Origin of the sequence: Neorhizobium sp. S3-V5DH (assembly GCF_004343065.1) — a bacterium.
Taxonomy (GTDB): domain Bacteria; phylum Pseudomonadota; class Alphaproteobacteria; order Rhizobiales; family Rhizobiaceae; genus Neorhizobium; species Neorhizobium huautlense.
Genome location: NZ_SMCL01000028.1, coordinates 35,797 through 54,394 on the forward strand (window position 1 = coordinate 35,797; position 18,598 = coordinate 54,394).

The 18,598-nt window shown below is 62.0% G+C and carries 14 protein-coding genes; 8 read left to right on the forward strand and 6 right to left on the reverse strand.

All coding sequences use genetic code 11. The features are described from left to right. Positions 1 to 52 precede the first annotated feature (52 nt). Both EDE09_RS25400 and EDE09_RS25405 read left to right on the forward strand, forming a co-directional pair. Positions 53 to 1,090, forward strand: coding sequence for an SPFH domain-containing protein (locus EDE09_RS25400; RefSeq protein ID WP_105374533.1), 1,038 nt, complete (start codon positions 53 to 55; stop codon positions 1,088 to 1,090). Positions 1,091 to 1,094: 4 nt separating this feature from the next. Then, positions 1,095 to 1,553: an NfeD family protein gene (locus EDE09_RS25405; RefSeq protein WP_105374534.1), complete on the forward strand. Its 459-nt coding sequence runs from the start codon at positions 1,095 to 1,097 to the stop codon at positions 1,551 to 1,553. 39 nt (positions 1,554 to 1,592) lie between these two features. Here EDE09_RS25405 and EDE09_RS25410 read toward each other — a convergent pair whose 3' ends face one another. Further along, entirely contained in the window at positions 1,593 to 2,588 is a 996-nt protein-coding gene (locus EDE09_RS25410) for a KpsF/GutQ family sugar-phosphate isomerase (protein WP_105374535.1), read from the reverse strand. Positions 2,589 to 2,732: 144 nt separating this feature from the next. Between EDE09_RS25410 and EDE09_RS25415 the strand changes: the two genes are divergently transcribed. Both EDE09_RS25415 and EDE09_RS25420 read left to right on the forward strand, forming a co-directional pair. After that, positions 2,733 to 4,253 (forward strand): outer membrane beta-barrel protein, encoded by a 1,521-nt coding sequence (locus tag EDE09_RS25415; RefSeq protein ID WP_105374536.1) that lies wholly within the window; start codon positions 2,733 to 2,735, stop codon positions 4,251 to 4,253. Positions 4,254 to 4,380: 127 nt separating this feature from the next. Then, entirely contained in the window at positions 4,381 to 4,839 is a 459-nt protein-coding gene (locus tag EDE09_RS25420; RefSeq protein ID WP_105374537.1) for a hypothetical protein, read from the forward strand. A 65-nt stretch (positions 4,840 to 4,904) separates the two neighbouring features. Here EDE09_RS25420 and galU read toward each other — a convergent pair whose 3' ends face one another. Next, positions 4,905 to 5,792 (reverse strand): UTP--glucose-1-phosphate uridylyltransferase GalU, encoded by an 888-nt coding sequence (galU, locus tag EDE09_RS25425; RefSeq protein WP_105374538.1) that lies wholly within the window; start codon positions 5,790 to 5,792, stop codon positions 4,905 to 4,907. A gap of 198 nt (positions 5,793 to 5,990) precedes the next feature. Here galU and EDE09_RS25430 point away from each other — a divergent pair, with 198 nt between their 5' ends. Both EDE09_RS25430 and EDE09_RS25435 read left to right on the forward strand, forming a co-directional pair. Further along, positions 5,991 to 7,208, forward strand: coding sequence for a lytic murein transglycosylase (locus EDE09_RS25430; RefSeq protein ID WP_105374539.1), 1,218 nt, complete (start codon positions 5,991 to 5,993; stop codon positions 7,206 to 7,208). 66 nt (positions 7,209 to 7,274) lie between these two features. After that, entirely contained in the window at positions 7,275 to 8,519 is a 1,245-nt protein-coding gene (locus EDE09_RS25435; protein WP_245423007.1) for a DUF459 domain-containing protein, read from the forward strand. Positions 8,520 to 8,679: 160 nt separating this feature from the next. Here EDE09_RS25435 and EDE09_RS25440 read toward each other — a convergent pair whose 3' ends face one another. Genes EDE09_RS25440 through gltB form a run of 3 tightly spaced genes read right to left on the reverse strand, consistent with a single transcriptional unit; the run spans position 8,680 to position 15,032 of the window. Continuing rightward, positions 8,680 to 10,134, reverse strand: coding sequence for a glutamate synthase subunit beta (locus EDE09_RS25440; RefSeq protein WP_105374541.1), 1,455 nt, complete (start codon positions 10,132 to 10,134; stop codon positions 8,680 to 8,682). A gap of 12 nt (positions 10,135 to 10,146) precedes the next feature. Then, the gene (locus EDE09_RS28375) at positions 10,147 to 10,314 is read right to left on the reverse strand and encodes a hypothetical protein (RefSeq protein WP_157949107.1); all 168 of its coding nucleotides are present in this window, start codon (positions 10,312 to 10,314) and stop codon (positions 10,147 to 10,149) included. Next, positions 10,311 to 15,032 (reverse strand): glutamate synthase large subunit, encoded by a 4,722-nt coding sequence (gltB, locus tag EDE09_RS25445; RefSeq protein WP_105374542.1) that lies wholly within the window; start codon positions 15,030 to 15,032, stop codon positions 10,311 to 10,313. The genes EDE09_RS28375 and gltB overlap by 4 nt, the downstream gene beginning before the upstream one ends. A gap of 470 nt (positions 15,033 to 15,502) precedes the next feature. Here gltB and EDE09_RS25450 point away from each other — a divergent pair, with 470 nt between their 5' ends. Beyond that, positions 15,503 to 16,552 carry a low specificity L-threonine aldolase gene (locus EDE09_RS25450; protein WP_105374543.1) on the forward strand — a complete coding sequence of 350 codons (1,050 nt, stop codon included), beginning with the start codon at positions 15,503 to 15,505 and terminating at the stop codon, positions 16,550 to 16,552. A 13-nt stretch (positions 16,553 to 16,565) separates the two neighbouring features. Here the strand turns inward: EDE09_RS25450 and EDE09_RS25455 are convergent, their stop codons facing one another. Next, the gene (locus EDE09_RS25455) at positions 16,566 to 17,423 is read right to left on the reverse strand and encodes a LysR family transcriptional regulator (RefSeq protein WP_105374544.1); all 858 of its coding nucleotides are present in this window, start codon (positions 17,421 to 17,423) and stop codon (positions 16,566 to 16,568) included. Between the two features lie 87 nt (positions 17,424 to 17,510). On the opposite strand from EDE09_RS25455, the gene EDE09_RS25460 reads away from it, so the two are divergent. Continuing rightward, positions 17,511 to 18,509: a bile acid:sodium symporter family protein gene (locus EDE09_RS25460; RefSeq protein WP_132413209.1), complete on the forward strand. Its 999-nt coding sequence runs from the start codon at positions 17,511 to 17,513 to the stop codon at positions 18,507 to 18,509. Positions 18,510 to 18,598 lie beyond the last annotated feature (89 nt).

The window sequence follows — 18,598 nt, forward strand, 5'->3', positions numbered from 1 at the left end:
ATAGGATCGGCAGCGTCCGAACAGGCGGACTGGGAAAGCACAAGAGGGTCAAATGGAGCTGGGTGGGTTCGATATTGTGGTGATCGGCTTCGTATTGCTGATCATTCTGATCCTTTTTGCCGGGATCAAGACCGTGCCGCAGGGCTATCGCTATACCGTCGAGCGTTTCGGCCGTTATACCCGCACGCTGGAGCCGGGCCTCAACCTGATTACGCCGTTCATAGATCGCATCGGCGCCCGCATGAACGTCATGGAGCAGGTGCTGGATATTCCGACGCAGGAAGTCATCACCCGTGACAATGCCAGCGTCTCCGCAGACGCCGTCGCCTTTTACCAGGTCCTCAATCCGGCCCAGGCCGCCTACCAGATCTCCGATCTCAAAAACGCTATCCAGAATCTCACGATGACCAATATCCGCTCGGTCATGGGTTCGATGGATCTGGACGAGCTGCTCTCCAACCGCGAAGTGATCAACGAGCGGCTTCTGAGGGTGGTGGACGAGGCGGTCGGCCCCTGGGGCATCAAGGTCACCCGCGTCGAGATCAAGGATATCCAGCCGCCGGCCGACCTGGTCGAATCCATGGCCCGCCAGATGAAGGCGGAACGCGAAAAGCGGGCTCAGATCCTCGAGGCGGAAGGCTCGCGCAACGCCCAGATCCTGCGTGCGGAAGGCGCCAAGCAGGCGGCGGTGCTAAAGGCGGAAGGCGAGCGCGAGGCGGCCTTCCGGGAAGCGGAGGCACGCGAACGTCTTGCCGAAGCGGAAGCCAAGGCGACCCAGTCCGTCTCTCAGGCGATCGCCGCTGGTGACGTCCAGGCCATCAATTATTTCGTCGCCCAGAAATACACAGAGGCCCTGGCTGAAATCGGCAAGGCCCCCAACTCGAAGATCGTGCTGATGCCGATGGAGGCCTCGTCGCTGATCGGTTCGCTCGGCGGCATCGGCGCCATCGCCCGGGAAGTCTTCGGTGACGGACCAGCGCCGCAGGCGCCGCCGCGCGCGCCCGCGCCTCCTCGTACGCCGACAGGGCCTAAATTGACGACATCGCCCGCCAACCCTTTCGCCCAGCCCTCGACACCTTCTGAGACCTGACGACATGCTTCAAGAACTGGTAAAGGGTCTCGGCCTCTGGAGCTGGTGGATTCTCGGCCTCGTTCTGCTGGCGGCAGAGCTTGCGGCTCCCGGCGTATTCCTGATCTGGATCGGGGCCGCCGCCATCGTCATCGGCACGCTGTCGCTGCTGTTATGGGATTCCGGCTTCTGGACCTGGCAGCTCCAGCTCGTCCTCTTCGCGCTGCTGTCGATCTCCTTCGCCCTTGCCGGCCGCCGATTCTATGCCAAGCGCAGCCAGACGAGTGACGAACCCATGCTCAACCGCCGCGGCGAAAGCCTGGTCGGGCGCACGGCGACCCTTCATGAGCCAATTACTGAGGGCCGCGGCCGCATCCGGCTCGACGATACATGGTGGTCGGTCATGGGTCCTGATCTGCCCGCCGGCACGCAGGTGAAAGTGGTGGCGGCAAGTGGACGCGACCTCACGGTCGAAGTAGCGTAGTTCATCTCGCCCGAGAATCGCTGGGAGCCGAACCCGGCGTCAAGCGACGCCGACGCGCAACAGATCGTGGAAATGCACAATACCAACCGGCCGGCGCTCGTCATCGACCACGAGCAGCGCACCGATACTGTGCTTGTTGAGGATCGCCATGGCGGCCGTGGCAAGCGTCTCTCTGCCGACCGTCTTCGGATTTTCGGTCATTACGTCGTCGACGAGCGTCTCGCCGAGATTGAGATGCAGGTGTCTGGCGATATCGCCATCCGTCACGACGCCACAAAGGCATCCATTTTCATCGACGACGCCGACGCAGCCGAAGCGCTTGCGTGACAGTTCCTGGATCGCTTCGGGCATGGAAACGCCCTTCTTGACCAACGGAAGACGGTCTCCGGTATGCATGAGGTCGCTGACATGCGACAGCATCGCTCCGAGCTTGCCGCCCGGATGGTAGACGCGGAAATCGGTGGCGGAAAAGCCCCTCGCTTCCAGGAGTGCCACCGCCAACGCGTCGCCCATGGCAAGCTGCATCAGCGTCGACGTGGTGGGAGCCAGGCCATGCGGACAGGCTTCCTGTTCCCGCGGCAGCAGCAGAACGATGTCGGCTTCGCGAGCGAGCGTCGAGATTGCGCCTGAGGTCAAGGCGATCAGCGGGATGGAAAAGCGGCGGGTAAAGGAAACGATGCCCTGAAGTTCAGCCGTTTCGCCACCCCAGGACAGCGCGAGCACCACGTCGCCGGGCGCGATCATCCCGAGATCGCCGTGGTTGGCTTCAACCGGATGTACAAAAAAAGAGGGCGTGCCGGTGGAGGCGAGGCTGGCTGCAATCTTGCGGCCGATATGTCCGCTCTTGCCGACACCAGTCACGACCACTCGGCCGTCGATCTCGCCGATCAGTTCCACCGCTTTCCGGAAACTGTCGCCGAGGCCGTTCTGCAGGGCGATCTCAAGCGCATTAAGCCCCTGTTTCCCGAAGGAAATTGTCCTCAATGCGGAATCTACGACGTCGTTTTCGACCAGTTGCAAAGCTCTCTTGATCATGGCGAAGCCTTAGCGCCTTTCGCCTGCCAAGTCCATCAGGTTCGGCATCCCGCGGCCAAGTACGCTGGCGGACACGTTGCCGCAACCAAACATTAACCACATGGCTTTACGTTTGGGTAAGCATTCGATCGCCCAGGCAGGCCCATGACCATCACCACGAAGACAGGCAGGACGCGTGACCGGCGCCGCGCGGCGGTCGGCCTGCTGCTGGCCTGTTCGGCGCTTGCTTCGCCTGCCATCGCCCAGACGGCCAGCCCTTTTCCGCCGCGCAACGGCTCCCTGCCGTCGCTGACAAACACCGCGTCCTCTGCCACGGCGGCCCACCCCGCAACCGGAACGTCGGCACAGCAGCGCGCCAATGCTTCCGATCCGGCTTCCGCCACCGACCAGGCGGATCCGAACATGGCGACCGGCTCGCTGCCGGCAAACACCGGCCGGCCGGATGAAGAGCCCCGTTACGAGGAGGACCTGAACCAACCCTACGAGCAGCCTCTTGATCCGGGCGCCGAACCGCTCGAAGCCCAGGAGCAGCCGCGCGAACCGGGTGACCCGACCGGCATACGGCTGGGGAGTTTTCTTCTTCGCCCGTCGGTGAACAACAGCATAGAGACCGAGCGGACCCGATCGAACGGCGCCAGCACCCGCCGCGACTATCTCTCCACCGCGATCCGCGGCACCCTGTCCTCCGACTGGTCGCGCCATTCGCTGACCGTCACCGGCGAAGGCATATTCGAACGCAACGTTCATGGCGGCCAGGACGACGTTCAGCCGGAGGCCCAGGTCGACGCGGACCTCAGGCTCGATCTGGCGGACGATACGGTAGCCCATATCACCGGCGGCTATCGCTTCAGCCGGGAAGACGACTACGATCCGAATGCCGTCGGCGGCGCAGCGACGCAGCCGGGCGTCCATGAACTGAACGGCGGACTGTCCGTCGAGCGCGACTTCGGCAAGATCCGCGGCACGGCAGCGGTTGACCTCTCCCGTGCCATCTACACAGATGCCGAACTCTCCGACGGCACGGCCATCAGCATGAAGGACCGCAACCGCACCGGCATCGACGGAAGGCTGCGGCTCGGCTACGAGCTTTCGCCCGCGCTCATTCCCTTCGTGGAAGTAGCGACGGGCCACACATTCTACGACCTGAAGCGAGACAGTTCAGGTTATGCCCGCTCCTCGCAGAGCTATGCGGCGCGCACCGGCGTGGAATTCGATCTCGGCGAGAAGCTGCGGGGCGAAATCGGCGCCGGCTACGAACTTGTCGACTACGAGGACAGCCGCCTCAAGTCGGTCGATGCCATCACCTTCAACGGCAACGCCATATGGTCGCCGCAGCGCGGCACTGATGTCGATCTCGGCCTGCGCACCACGGTTCAGGATTCGACTGCACCCGGCCAGAGCGGCTGGGTCGAATATCAGCTGACTGCTGCAGTCGCCCATGAGCTGCGCGACAATGTGGTGGCCCGCCTCACCGGCAGCACGACGCTGCGAGACTTTCCGAGCGGCCAGAGCGACGAAACCGTCTGGGTGGCAGGCGCCGGCCTCAGCTGGGCAATCAACCGCTATCTCGATCTCACTGGCGACGTGGAATACGAACGCGCCGAGGGCGGCAGCTCCGACAATCGCATCGTCCGCGCCGGCGTCGGCCTCACTGTTAAGCGATAGGTCGCAGCCACCCAATACCAGTGGCACATTCCCAAGATGTAAGAGCGCAGGGATACATGCAATTTTCTGTTGCATTTCGCCGATGGGTGTGATGAATTCGCCATACACCTATAGCGAGCAAAGAACTATGGCGGAACTCCGAGATCAGTTAGCTGCAGAATATACCATGCTGCAAAACCAGTACGAGACGTTCGACACCCGGGCACTGACGATCAAGTCATGGTCAGCACCCCTTCTGGCGGGCGGTCTGGGGATCGCGCTGAAGGAGGGCTCTCTCGGGCTGGTGTTGGCGACAGCTCTGGTCGCCCTGTGCCTTTGGTTCCTTGAAGGGATATGGAAATCCTTCCAATACAGCTACATCCATAGAATAGATCTTCTGGAGAGCTATTTCCGGGGAGAGATCGAAGACGGAGCGCTCAGGCCTTATCAGATAAGAAGGGCGTGGATGGAGGAATATGGCCGCTGGTACGGCAAATCCGCAGTGCTTTGGTCTCTCTTGAGGAAACCTTTTGTCTTCCTGCCATATTTGCCGATCGTATTGGCCTGTATTCCGGCGATTGTCTGGATCGTAGAGAACAAAAGATGAAAAGCACCCCTGATGATCTGCCCATCAGGGGTTCTTAGGGCCGTTAAGTCGATCGGCAGCCTTTCCTATTTCAGCGAGGCGAGCAGCGCTTTCATCGGCCCCTCGATCGCCGGGCGGATGTCGGCGCGCTGCAGCGCAAATGCAAGGTTCGCCAGGATGAAGCCGTCCTTGGCGCCGCAGTCGAACGTGTCGCCCTTGAAGGGATAGGCGGCAAACTCCTGGGATTTGGCAAGCGCCAGCATGCCGTCGGTGAGCTGGATTTCGTTGCCGGCACCCCGCTCCTGCGTTTCCAGGATCTTGAAGATTTCCGGCTGCAAGATGTAGCGGCCGTTGATGTAGAGGTTGGACGGCGCGGTCCCCTTGGCGGGCTTTTCGACCATCTGGGTGATCTTGAAGCCTTCGCCCACGGCGTCGCCGACGCCGACTATGCCGTATTTATGCGCCTGTTCCGGATCGCATTCCTGAACGGCCAGCACATTGCCGCCGGTCTGGGCATAAAGATCGACCATGCCCTTCAAGCAGCCCTTCTCGGCCGACATGATCATGTCGGGCAAAAGCACGGCGAAGGGTTCGTTGCCGACGATGTCGCGGGCACACCAGACTGCGTGGCCGAGTCCGAGCGGCACCTGCTGGCGCGTGAAGCTCGCGGTGCCTGCTTTCGGCAGAAGTCCGGCAAGCAGCGTCAGTTCCGCATTTTTGTTGCGCTCGCGCAGCATCTGCTCCAGTTCGTACTGGATGTCGAAATAGTCTTCGATCACGCCCTTGCCGCGACCTGTCACGAAGACGAAATGCTCGATTCCTGCTTCCGCCGCCTCATCCACGACATACTGGATGACCGGCTTGTCGACCACCGTCAGCATTTCCTTCGGCACTGCCTTGGTCGCAGGCAGGAAGCGCGTACCAAGCCCTGCTACCGGAAAGACTGCCTTACGGATCTTCTGTTGTTGTGCCACTCATGCCTCCTGAAGCACTTCATTGTGCGAATTCTGCGACCCTCGGCCTCTAGCGGCGAATTACTACCGTTTCGCAAAGACTGCCGCTGGCCGGATTTCTATGGTAAAGAATTTGTTGACCCTATTCTGTTATTACATCGTTAAGCCGCTTGCCACTCTCGCCGTCAGGCTTGGTTAGAAGAATGGACTCGACTGCCGATGAAAACGTTTCGCACCAACCTCCTGCGCGGATTTTTTATCCCGCTGCTCGGTCTTGCTGCCGCAGGCATGCCGATAGATGCGCGGGCTGACACCGCTTTCAAGACTTGGATCGTAAAATTCTACGAGACCGCCGCCAAGAGCGGCATTAGCCGTTCCACCTATGAAAAGGCCTTTGCCGGCATTACCGAGCCGGACCGGGATGTGCTCGAGAAGGCGGCCTACCAGCCGGAATTCAAGTCGGTGATCTGGGAATATCTGGATTCCCGTGTAAACCCGTACACTGTGCGCATCGGCCGCGAGATGGCGGCGAAATACGGCTCCACCCTGAACGCTCTGGAGCGGCATTTCGGCGTCGACAAGCACATCCTGCTCGCCATCTGGTCCATGGAGTCCAATTACGGCGCGGTCCTGGAAAAGCCGGATCGGCTGCATCACGTGCCGCAGGCGCTCGCAACTCTCGCCTGGGGCGATCCCAACCGCTCCAAATTTGCCCGCACCCAGCTTATCGCGGCGCTGAAGATCCTGCAGTCCGGCGACGTTGCGCCCAAACAGCTGACCGGATCCTGGGCCGGCGCCATGGGGCATACCCAGTTCATTCCGACGAGCTACCTGCTCTATGCAGTCGATGCCGACGGCAACGGCAAGCGCGATATCTGGCATTCGGTGCCCGATGCGCTGGCCACCTCCGCCAATCTATTGGCCAAGAACGGCTGGCAGAACGGCAAGACCTGGGGTTACGAGGCGGTGCTTCCGGCCAACGGTGCCCGTCTGGAGGGCCAGACCAAGACACTCGCCGAATGGGCAAAGCTCGGCTTTGCGCGCCCGAACGGCAAGAATTTTCCGCGCGGCACCGATCGCGCGACGTTGAAGCTGATGGCAGGCGCGAACGGCCCTGCCTTCCTGATGCTGAAGAATTTCTTCGTGGTGAAGCGCTACAACGCCGCCGACAGCTACGCGCTCGCAGTTGGGCTGCTTGCCGACGAACTGGCCGGCCATGGCGGCGTGCAGCAGAGCTGGCCGCGGCCGAACGGCACGCTCGACATCAAGCAGAAATTCGAACTCCAGTCGCGCATGAAGGAACTCGGCTATTACGAGGGCGAAGTCGACGGCAATTTCGGCTCCGGTTCGAAAGCTGCCATTTCCGTCATTCAGAAGCGTCTCGGCATGCAGCCGAACGGCGAACCGTCACGACAGCTTCTCGAAGCTTTGCGTTGACAGGGCGGCGTTTTGCCCCACATCCTTCGGATGAGAATGCCAGAGCGTATGAGGCGCGGTAGAGGCGTGAAGACTTTGCAGGAATCCCGGCAAAACAGGACATGGCTTCGAGCCTTCCTGTTTCTGCTGGCGTTGGTGATCGCGCTGCCGGTCCAGCTACGGACGGCCACGGCTCAGGAACCGGCCCCTCGCCGGAATATCTTCGACATGCTGTTCGGCGGCCCCCGCTACGAGCGTTATGAGCGTTACGAACCCTACGAACCTCGCCCGCGCCGACGCTATCAACGGGATGGCTCGGTCATCGAAATGCGGCCGCGGCCGCGCAATCGAGGCACTGCCGGCCGCGCGGCGCCGCCGCGCCCGCAGCAGCAAGCGATTACGCCGCCTGCGCCGGAACCGGTAGCCAAGCTTGAAAACGCCAAACAGGTCCTCGTGGTCGGCGACTTCATGGCGGGTGGCGTGGGCAGCGAGCTCGAGAACACTTTTGCAATGTCTCCGGGCGTCGTGATCAGCGAGCGCAGCGACGGTTCTTCGGGTCTCGTACGCCAGGACCATTTCGACTGGCCGGGGCAGCTTCCCGTCATGCTGGACGAGCTGAAGCCGACGGTCGTGGTGGTCATGCTCGGCGCCAACGACCGCCAGCAGATGTCGATCGGCAGCGGAAAGGAAAAATTCCGCACCGACGCCTGGTTCAAGGAATACGAGGCGCGCGTCGCCGGACTTGCCGGCATTGTCGCCGCCCGCAAAGTCCCCCTCTTGTGGGTCGGGCTGCCTTCCTTCCAGTCTCCGTCGATGACATCGGATGCGGTGACGCTGAACGCCATCTACCGCAACCAGGTGGAAAAGGCAGGCGGGGAATTCGTCGATATCTGGGATGGCTTCGTCGATGAAGACGGGAAGTTCGTCATCACCGGCTCGGACGTCAACGGCCAGCAGGTGCGCTTGCGCGGTTCCGACGGCATCACCTTCACCAAGGCCGGCAAGCAGAAGCTTGCCTTCTATGTCGAAAAATTCGTTCGCCGATACCTGGGCGAGATGGCAAGTCCCGATCTCGTCAAGCTCGACGGCACCAATCTGCCGCCGCTCGTCACGCTTCCGGCCGCACCGGGCCAGGCCGTGCCGGTACATCCGATCAGCCTGTCGGATCCTGAACTCGACGGCGGCAAGGACCTGCTTGGCGCCGGTCCCTTACCGACCGTCATGGTGGAAACCCCGCGCGACAAGCTGGTCAAACGAGGCGAACTTGCCCCGCCGCCGGCGGGCAGGATAGACGATTATCGGATTCCGGCCGCGGGTGCGGCGACACGTTAGCGATAAGCGCCAACCTCGCCGCAAGCGAAGAGGCTCGCTCTGCGCGATGCTGGAGATGAGATGAAAACGGCGCGGCACTCCGATCTCCCCCTTGAGGGGAGATCATTGGGAGCATGCCGCATGCCTCACATTATTCGTCGGCCTTGCAAAGAGACCCCGCTTACCGCGGCAGGACCGAGCTCCCCATCAGGGCCTCGTCGATCGCCCGCGCCGCCTGGCGGCCTTCACGGATCGCCCAGACCACCAGAGACTGGCCGCGGCGCACGTCCCCTGCTGTCCAGAACTTGTCGACCGAGGTCTTGTAGTCGCGATCGTTGGCGACGACGTTTGTCGAGCCGCGGCGGTCGACATTCAGCGTCAGCTTGCCGTCGAGTTCGGCAAGAACGCCGTCGGCGAGCGGGCCGGAGAAGCCGATTGCGATGAAGGCAAGGTCCGCCTTGATGATGAAATCGGTACCGGCGATCGGCTTGCGGCGTTCGTCGACTTCGCAGCAGCGTACGCCCGTGAGCTGCCCGTCCTCACCGATGAATTCAAGCGTCGCCACTTGGAATTCACGAACCGCCCCCTCCGCCTGCGAAGAAGACGTGCGCATCTTCGTCGCCCAGAAAGGCCAGACGGCGAGCTTGTCTTCCTTTTCCGGCGGCTGCGGGCGGATGTCGAGCTGGGTCACCTTGACGGCGCCCTGGCGGAAGGCCGTGCCGACGCAGTCCGACGCCGTGTCGCCACCGCCGACGACGACCACATGCTTGGCGCCGGCGAGGATCGGATCGGACGGCCAGGCGACGCTCTCGATGTTTTCACGGCCGATGCGGCGGTTCTGCTGCACGAGATAGGGCATGGCATCGTAGACACCATGCAGGTCGGCGCCGGGAATGCCGGCCGGGCGCGGCGTTTCCGAACCGCCGCAATAGAGCACGGCATCGTGCTCCGCCATCAGCTTTTCGACGGCCAGGTCGACGCCGATATTGACGCCGGTATGGAAGGTCACCCCTTCGCCCTTCATCTGCTCGACACGACGGTCGATGAAGTTCTTCTCCATCTTGAAGTCGGGGATGCCGTAGCGCAGGAGGCCGCCGGGCTTCGACTCGCGCTCGTAGACATGCACTTCGTGACCGGCGCGACCGAGCTGCTGGGCAGCTGCCATGCCGGCGGGACCGGAGCCGATGATCGCCACCTTCTTGCCCGTATGGACCGTCGCCGGCTGCGGTGCGATGTAGCCGAGTTCGTAAGCCTTGTCGGCAAGCGCCTGTTCGACGGTCTTGATTGCGACCGGCGCGTCCTCAAGGTTCAGCGTGCAAGCTTCCTCGCACGGCGCCGGGCAGACGCGGCCGGTGAATTCCGGGAAATTGTTGGTGGAATGGAGGTTGCGGATCGCCTCTTCCCACTTGTTGTTGTAGACGAGGTCGTTCCAGTCCGGGATCTGGTTGTGAACCGGACAGCCGGTCGGCCCATGGCAATAGGGAATGCCACAGTCCATGCAGCGCGCGGCCTGCTTGGTGACTTCCGCATCCGACATCGGAATGGTGAACTCGCGGAAATGGCGGATGCGGTCGGACGCCGGCTGATACTTCGCCACCTGCCGGTCGATTTCCAGGAAACCCGTTACCTTGCCCATGTTTTACCCTTTTCAAAGCAGGGTGCCCGTAGGACCCCAATACCAGTAAGCGAAGCCTAGAACCGCCCCCAGCACGATGAATTCCAATGCGACGTTGCCGCTCTCCATGAATGCCGCCGCCGGAACGGCGATGGCAACGATCAGCGAAATCAGCCGGTGAACGACTGCAAAACGGATCACTCCGCCGCGATCCCCATCCGCATCCGCTCCATCTCGACCAATGCACGGCGGTATTCGACCGGCATGACCTTGCGGAATTTCGGCCGGTATTCGGTCCAGCGATCAAGGATCTCCTTGGCGCGGGTCGAGCCCGTGTAGTGCAGGTGGTTGGAGATGAGCTGGTAGAGGCGCTCCTCGTCGTGGCGCGTCATGTCCTCGGAAACGTCGACACGTCCCTTATGCATGAGGTCGCCGCCGTGATGGTGCAGCTTCTCCAGCATGTCGTCCTCTTCCGGAACCGGCTCGAGTTCGACCATCGCCATGTTGCAGCGCTTGGCGAAATCGCCCGTTTCGTCGAGCACATAAGCCACGCCGCCGGACATGCCGGCCGCAAAGTTGCGCCCCGTCTCGCCGAGCACGACGACGATGCCGCCGGTCATGTATTCGCAGCCGTGGTCGCCAACGCCCTCGACGACGGCGATCGCTCCGGAGTTGCGCACGGCAAAGCGCTCGCCCGCGACGCCGCGGAAGTAGCATTCGCCGCTGATTGCGCCGTAGAGCACCGTGTTGCCCACGATGATCGAGTTCTCCGCCACGAGCTTGGAGTTTTCCGGCGGACGCACGATGATCCGGCCGCCCGAAAGCCCCTTGCCGACATAGTCGTTGCCGTCGCCCACCAGATCGAAGGTGATGCCACGGGCGAGGAATGCGCCAAACGACTGTCCCGCGGTACCCGTCAAGGTCACATGGATCGTGTCGTCCTTGAGCCCCTTGTGCCCCCAGCGCTTGGCAAGCGCGCCCGACAGCATCGCACCGGCGGAGCGATCGACGTTCTTGATCGACACGTCGAAGACCACTGGCTCCTTGCTGTCGAGTGCCGCCTGCGACTTCTCGATCAGCTTGCGATCGAGAATGTCGTCGATCGGATGCTTCTGCCGCTCGGTCCAGTAGGTCGCCTGCTTCGGAGCCTCCACCTTGTGGAAGATCTTCGAGAAATCGAGGCCCTTCGACTTCCAGTGGGCGATCATCTCGTCCTTCTCCAGAAGCTCGGACATGCCGATGATGTCGTCGAGCCTGGTGAAGCCGAGCGAAGCAAGGATTTCGCGCACTTCTTCGGCGACGAAGAAGAAGTAGTTGATGACGTGCTCCGGCGTGCCCTTGAAGCGCTTGCGCAGAACCGGGTCCTGCGTCGCGACGCCCACCGGACAGGTGTTCAGGTGGCACTTGCGCATCATGATGCAGCCGGCTGCGATCAGTGGTGCGGTGGCGAAGCCGAACTCGTCGGCCCCGAGCAGCGCCCCGATGATCACGTCGCGGCCAGTCTTCAGACCGCCGTCGACCTGCAGCGCGATGCGCGAGCGAAGTCCGTTCAGCACCAGCGTCTGCTGGGTTTCGGCAAGACCGATTTCCCAGGGGCTGCCGGCGTGCTTCAGCGAGGTGAGCGGAGAAGCGCCCGTGCCGCCGTCGAAGCCCGCAACCGTGATATGGTCGGCGCGCGCCTTGGCGACACCTGCCGCAACCGTGCCGACGCCCACTTCCGAGACGAGCTTCACGGAAATGTCCGAAGTCGGGTTGACGTTCTTCAGGTCGAAGATCAGCTGCGCCAGGTCTTCGATCGAATAGATGTCATGGTGCGGCGGCGGCGAAATGAGGCCGACGCCCGGCGTCGAATGACGGGTCTTGGCGACAGTCGCGTCAACCTTGTGGCCGGGCAGCTGGCCGCCTTCGCCGGGCTTTGCACCCTGCGCCACCTTGATTTGCAGCATATCGGCATTGACCAGGTACTCGGTAGTCACGCCGAAGCGGCCGGAAGCGATCTGCTTGATGGCCGAGCGCTCAGGATTCTGGCTACCGTCCGGCAACGGCATGTAGCGGTCGCTTTCCTCGCCGCCCTCGCCGGTGTTCGACTTCCCGCCGATCCGGTTCATGGCGATGGCGAGCGTCGTATGCGCCTCGCGGCTGATGGAGCCGAAGGACATGGCGCCCGTCGAGAAGCGCTTGACGATATCGACGGCCGGCTCGACCTCGTCCACCGACACCGGCTTGCGGCCGATCGTGTCAGCGGTCTTGATCTTGAACAGGCCGCGGATGGTGTTCATCCGGGACGAGGTCTCGTTCACCATCTCCGCAAATTCGCGGTAGCGGTCCTGGCTGTTGCCGCGCACCGCGTGCTGCAGGGAGGCAATCGCATCAGGCGTCCAGGCATGGCTCTCGCCGCGCATGCGATAGGCATATTCGCCGCCGATATCCAGCGTCGAGGCAAGAACCGGATCCTTGCCGAAAGCCGCATGATGGCGTGCGACGGTTTCTTCCGCGATCTCGGCAAGGCCGATGCCTTCGATCGTCGTGGCAGTGCCGAAGAAATACTTCTCGACCAGTTCCGACGACAGGCCGACGGCGTCGAAAATCTGCGCGCCGCAATAGGACTGGTAGGTCGAAATGCCCATCTTGGACATGACCTTGAGAATGCCCTTGCCCACGGCCTTGATGTAGCGATAGACGATTTCGCTCGCATCCACTTCCTTCGGGAATTCGCCGCGCATATGCATGTCGGTCAGCGTGTCGAAGGCGAGGTAGGGGTTGATCGCCTCCGCGCCGTATCCGGCCAGACAGCAGAAATGATGGATCTCGCGCGGCTCGCCGGTTTCGACCACGAGGCCGACAGACGTGCGCAGCCCTTTGCGGATCAGGTGATGGTGCACGGCCGCCGTCGCCAGAAGCGCCGGGATCGCGATGCGGTCCGGGCCGATCTGGCGGTCGGAAAGCACGATGATGTTGTAGCCGCCCTTGACCGCCGCTTCCGCGCGCTCGCAGAGCCGGTCGAGCATTTCCGGCATGCCTTCGGCGCCGCGCTCGATGTCATAGGTGAAATCGAGCGTCTTGGTGTCGAACCGGTCTTCCGTGTGGCCGATCGAGCGGATCTTTTCTAGGTCGCCATTGGTCAGGATCGGCTGGCGAACTTCGAGGCGCTTGGCATTCGCCGCGCCCTCGTGATCGAGAATGTTCGGACGCGGGCCGATAAACGACACGAGGCTCATGACGAGTTCTTCGCGGATCGGGTCGATCGGCGGGTTGGTGACCTGCGCGAAGTTCTGCTTGAAATAGGTATAGAGCAGCTTCGACTTCGCCGACATGGCAGAGATCGGCGTATCGGTGCCCATCGAGCCCACGGCTTCCTGGCCGGTCGTCGCCATCGGCGACATCAGGATCTTGGTGTCCTCGGAGGTGTAGCCGAAGGCCTGCTGGCGGTCGAGCAGCGACACATCGCGGCGCAGCGCCCGCGGTTCCACCGGCTTCAGGTCTTCAAGGATGAGCTGGGTGCGATCGAGCCACTTGCTGTACGGGTGCTTGGTGGCAAGCTCCCGCTTCAGCTCGTCGTCGGAGATGATCTGGCCCTTCTCCATATCAATCAGCAGCATCTTGCCGGGCTGCAGACGCCACTTCTTGACGATGCTTTCCTCCGGCACCGGCAGCGTGCCGGCTTCGGAGGCGAGAATGATGCGATCGTCGTCGGTCACCATGTAACGAGCCGGGCGCAGGCCGTTGCGGTCGAGCGTCGCGCCGATCTGCTTGCCATCGGTGAAACAGACGGCAGCAGGGCCGTCCCACGGCTCCATCAGGGCCGCATGATATTCATAGAACGCCTTGCGCTCCTTCGACATGGACTGATTGCCGGCCCAGGCTTCCGGGATCAGCATCATCATCGCGTGCGCCAGCGAATAGCCGCCACGCGTCAGGAACTCGAGCGCGTTGTCGAAGCAGGCCGTGTCAGACTGGCCCTCGTAGGAGATCGGCCAGAGCTTTGAAATGTCGTCGCCGAAAAGCGGCGAGGAGACAGATGCCTGACGCGCCGCCATCCAGTTGACGTTGCCCCGCAGCGTGTTGATTTCGCCGTTATGGGCGACCATGCGGTAGGGATGCGCCAGCTTCCAGGAGGGGAAGGTATTGGTCGAGAAACGCTGGTGCACGAGCGCCACCGCCGTCTCGAACCGCGGATCCGACAGGTCCTTGTAGTAAGCGCCGACCTGATAGGCCAGGAACATGCCCTTGTAGACAATGGTCGAGGACGACAGCGAGACCGGATAGAAGCCGGTCTCCTGGCCGCCGAACTGGTCGTAGATGCGGTTGGAGATGACCTTGCGGACGAGGAAGAGCTGGCGCTCGAATTCGGCGTTCGTCGCGGCATCCCGACCGGCGCCGATGAAGACCTGCAGATGATAGGGTTCGGTCGCGGCGATATCGGGCGCCTTTGACAGCGAGGAATTGTCGACCGGCACCTCGCGGAAGCCGAGGAACTGCTGACCTTCTTCCGCAATGGTTTCGACGATCACCTTCTTGAAATGCTCGATCTGCTCGCCATTGCGCGGCAGGAAGAAATGGCCGACCGCATATTCGCCGGCCTTCGGCAGGGTGACGCCCTGCTTCGCCATCTCCTCGCGGAAGAAGCGGTCGGGAATCTGCACGAGAATGCCCGCGCCGTCACCCATCAGCGGATCGGCGCCGACGGCTCCGCGATGCGTCAGGTTCTCAAGGATGAACAAACCGTCCTTGACGATCTGGTGCGACTTCTTGCCCTTCATATGGGCGATGAAGCCGACGCCGCAGGCATCGTGCTCGTTGCGCGGATCGTAAAGCCCCTGGGCAGCCGGAATCCCGGAGGCGACGAACGGAGCGCGAGCTTTCGTCTCGGCAGAGACTTGGGGCTCGGCGCCTGATATCTCGGAGATCATCTTCGTCATCGTCATTCCTCCTGTTGGCCGCCGACCGGCGGGCAAAGTGGCTCTTTATTGTCTCGTCTGGATGACAGGGCTTCCGCCATCCCTACTCATGCGATGGCGCCGCTCCAGCGTCCGCTGCAGCCTTAGCAACCGCAGCATAACCCGGATCGGCGTCCCCGTCAGCGGAAAAGAGGGGCAGAAGGCCCGTCAATTTCCGCAAATTAGGTCAGTCATTCTGTCCTAATTTTCAGTTTCTATGCCATAGATATGAGTTCTTAACAAGAGCCGGTCTGGAAAAATCTGCGGCGTAAACGACACTACATTGCGGGATAACGCGTATTCGACGAAATTTAATTACGCCGAATAACAAGAAGGATTCATTTCATTGCCCTCCGCATAGGTCCACTGTGTGACCTTGCCTTTGGCCGTTGATTACCGGACCAAAACGCTTAAGCTCCACTCGCCTTTCAAAGACCATTCAAGGTTCCTCCATGTTTTTTTCTTCCGACAACTGGGCCGGCGCCCATCCCGCCATCAATGAACGCCTGTCGAAGGAATCGACACGCTTTGCCGCGGCCTATGGCACCAGCGATCTGGACAAGGCCGTGGAAGCCCGGTTCAACGAAATCTTCGAGAGGGACGTCTCCGTTTATTTCGTCTCGACCGGCACGGCGGCAAATTCCCTTGCGCTCGCCAGCATCGCCCGCGTCGGGGGCGTTGTCTTTTCCCATTCGGAAGCGCATGTGATCGAGGACGAATGCGGCGCGCCGGATTTCTTCAGCGGCATGCGCATGGTTCCGGTCGAAGGCGAAAACGGCAAGATCGACCCTGAAAAGCTCGCGGCCCGCATTGCTGGCTTCCCGCAGGACTCCGTTCATCACGGCCGTGCCGCTGCCGTCACCCTTACCCAGGCCACCGAAAGCGGCACCGTTTATTCTCTGGGCGAGATCGACGCCATCACCGCCGTCGCCAAGGCGAACGGCCTGCCGGTCCATATGGATGGCGCGCGTTTTGCTAACGCCCTTGTTGCGTTGGATGCAACGCCGGCGGAAATGACGTGGAAGCGCGGTGTCGACCTCCTCTCCTTCGGCGGCACCAAGAACGGCTGCTGGTGCGCTGAAGCGATCATCTTCTTCAATCCTGATCTCGCGAAGGATTTCGCCTTCATCCGCAAGCGCGCCGCCCAACTCTTCTCCAAGACCCGCTTCATCTCGGCACAGTTCGAAGCCTATCTGCAGGATGATCTCTGGCTCAACATGGCAAGCCACGCCAATGCCACGGCCGATCGGCTGCGCGCCGGCATCCGTTCGTTGAACAGCACCAGGCTTGCCTGGGAAACCACATCGAATGAGGTCTTTGCCGTGCTCAACAAGGCTTCCGCCGAAGCGGCGCAGGCCAGAGGCGCAAAATTCTACGACTGGCCGGAACCGAAGAACATGCCGGAACCAGTCAGGGAGGGCGAAATGCTGATCCGCCTCGTCACCTCCTTCGCCACCACCGAGGAAGATATCGACCAGTTCCTGTCAATCTGCCGGGGCTGATCCCGATCTCCCTCTACGGTTGCCCCTGTGGCGCGATCCGCGCCGCAATGAGATCCGACAGCGCTTCCGTGAGTGCGGCATCGGCGCCGCGCCGCGGAACCAGAACGAACTCCACGTCCTCCAGGACCGGCAGGCGGTCGGCAGGCACTTCCTTGAGGCCCGCAGGCGCCATGCTGCGCGGCTGCACCAGAACGCCCATGCCTGCCCGGGCCGCCGCCGTCAGCCCGCTGAGACTTCCGCAGGTACAGACGATCCGCCACGCCATCTTCTCCCGGTCGAGAGCCTCCTGCGCCACCCGTCTGGTGATGGAAGGCGGCGGAAAGGCGATCAGCGGCAGCGCGTCTCCCCGCGACAGCACATGCTCGGGATCGCGCGCCAGCCAGACGAGCGGCTCGCGATAGAGAAGCCGCCCATGCGTTTCGCCGATATGCCGCTTGGCGAGCACGAGGTCGAGGTCGCCGGCATCCTGCATCTGATAGAGCACGGCCGAAAGCGCCACCGTCAGTTCCAGGTCGACCAGTGGATAGAGGCGGATGAAATCCTCCAGAATGGAGGTGAGCCTGTTTGCGACCACATCCTCCGACACCCCGAGCCTCAGCCGCCCCCGCAACCGGCTTTCGCCGAAAAGCGATGCGACCTGCCCATTGAGGTCGAGCATGCCGCGGGCATAACCGAGCAGTGCCTCGCCCTCCGCCGTCAGCCTCACTTGATGCGTGTCGCGAAAAACCAGCTGCCGCCCGAGCGATTTTTCAAGCCGCTGGATATGCTGCGTCACTGTCGATTGCCCGATCCCCAGCCGGATCGCCGCCTCGGTGAAGCTCCCGGTCTGCTGCAGCATGACGAAGCTGTTGAGGTGATGGAGGTTGAGCATCTAAATCGCACTTCGTGATAACTGTTAGTGTTTGCATCGTGCTTCATGATGAGCGATTTGCAAAGTCCACTCAAGGAATGCTGCCTCATGACCCGTTTTCTGCCGGACCGCTTTACGGTCCTCCTCGTCTGCACCGTCATCCTTGCTTCGGTCCTCCCTATCCAGGGAGAGGCGGCGGACTGGTTCGGCACCGCGACCGATATCGCCATCGGCCTCCTTTTCTTTCTGCATGGCGCGCGGTTGTCGCGGGATGTCGTGGTGGCCGGTGTCCTGCACTGGCGCCTGCATCTGACTATCCTCGTGACGACATTCGCGATCTTCCCGCTGCTGGGATTGGCAATCGGCTTCATTCCGGAGAGCATCCTCCCCTCGCCGCTCTACATGGGCATCCTCTTTCTCTGCGTTCTGCCGTCCACCGTCCAATCCTCGATCGCGTTTACCTCCATGGCGGGCGGCAACGTGCCGGCAGCGGTCTGCGCGGCCTCCGGCTCCAATATTCTCGGCATGTTCCTGACGCCTCTGCTCGCGGGCATCCTGCTGTCGACCACCGGCGAGGCCGGCTTCTCCATGGATGCGCTGGAAAAGATCCTGCTGCAGCTCCTCGCGCCTTTCGTGGCTGGGCAGGTCCTGCAGCCCTGGATCGGCGGCTGGATCCGCTCGAAAAAGAAGATACTTGCGCCCGTCGATCGCGGCTCGATCCTGATGGTCGTCTATCTCGCCTTCTCGGAAGCGGTGGTTGAAGGTCTCTGGCATACCTTCTCCGCAGCGGATATCGGCGTCGTCATCCTCCTCGACGTAGCACTGCTCGCGATCGTCCTCTGCCTCACCATGTTCGGCAGCCGGGCGCTCGGTTTCTCGAAAGAGGACGAGATTACCATTACCTTTTGCGGGTCGAAGAAGTCGCTGGCAAGCGGCGTGCCTATGGCCAACGCCATCTTCGCCAGCCAATCCTCTTCGATCGGCGCAATCGTCTTGCCGCTGATGCTCTTCCACCAGATCCAGCTGATGGTCTGCGCCGTCATCGCCCAGAAATATGCTGGCCGGCTGAAGAGAGAAGAAGAAGTAACCGCAGCAGCGGCAGCCTGAATCGGCATAGGGGGCGATTTAATCAATCGCACCCCTGCCACACCACCCGGCATGCGGGTCCGCACCGGGCGGTTTGAGAGATTGAGGCT

Excerpts from the sequence above, each read along its gene's own strand:
- EDE09_RS25420 (WP_105374537.1), top strand. The coding sequence starts at position 4,381 with ATGGCGGAACTCCGAGATCAGTTAGCTGCAGAATATACCATGCTGCAA.
- EDE09_RS25405 (WP_105374534.1), top strand. The coding sequence starts at position 1,095 with ATGCTTCAAGAACTGGTAAAGGGTCTCGGCCTCTGGAGCTGGTGGATT.
- EDE09_RS25455 (WP_105374544.1), bottom strand. The coding sequence starts at position 17,423 with ATGCTCAACCTCCATCACCTCAACAGCTTCGTCATGCTGCAGCAGACC.
- EDE09_RS25430 (WP_105374539.1), top strand. The coding sequence starts at position 5,991 with ATGAAAACGTTTCGCACCAACCTCCTGCGCGGATTTTTTATCCCGCTG.
- EDE09_RS25460 (WP_132413209.1), top strand. The coding sequence starts at position 17,511 with ATGACCCGTTTTCTGCCGGACCGCTTTACGGTCCTCCTCGTCTGCACC.
- EDE09_RS25450 (WP_105374543.1), top strand. The coding sequence starts at position 15,503 with ATGTTTTTTTCTTCCGACAACTGGGCCGGCGCCCATCCCGCCATCAAT.
- gltB (WP_105374542.1), bottom strand. The coding sequence starts at position 15,032 with ATGACGAAGATGATCTCCGAGATATCAGGCGCCGAGCCCCAAGTCTCT.
- EDE09_RS25440 (WP_105374541.1), bottom strand. The coding sequence starts at position 10,134 with ATGGGCAAGGTAACGGGTTTCCTGGAAATCGACCGGCAGGTGGCGAAG.
- EDE09_RS25400 (WP_105374533.1), top strand. The coding sequence starts at position 53 with ATGGAGCTGGGTGGGTTCGATATTGTGGTGATCGGCTTCGTATTGCTG.
- EDE09_RS25415 (WP_105374536.1), top strand. The coding sequence starts at position 2,733 with ATGACCATCACCACGAAGACAGGCAGGACGCGTGACCGGCGCCGCGCG.
- EDE09_RS25410 (WP_105374535.1), bottom strand. The coding sequence starts at position 2,588 with ATGATCAAGAGAGCTTTGCAACTGGTCGAAAACGACGTCGTAGATTCC.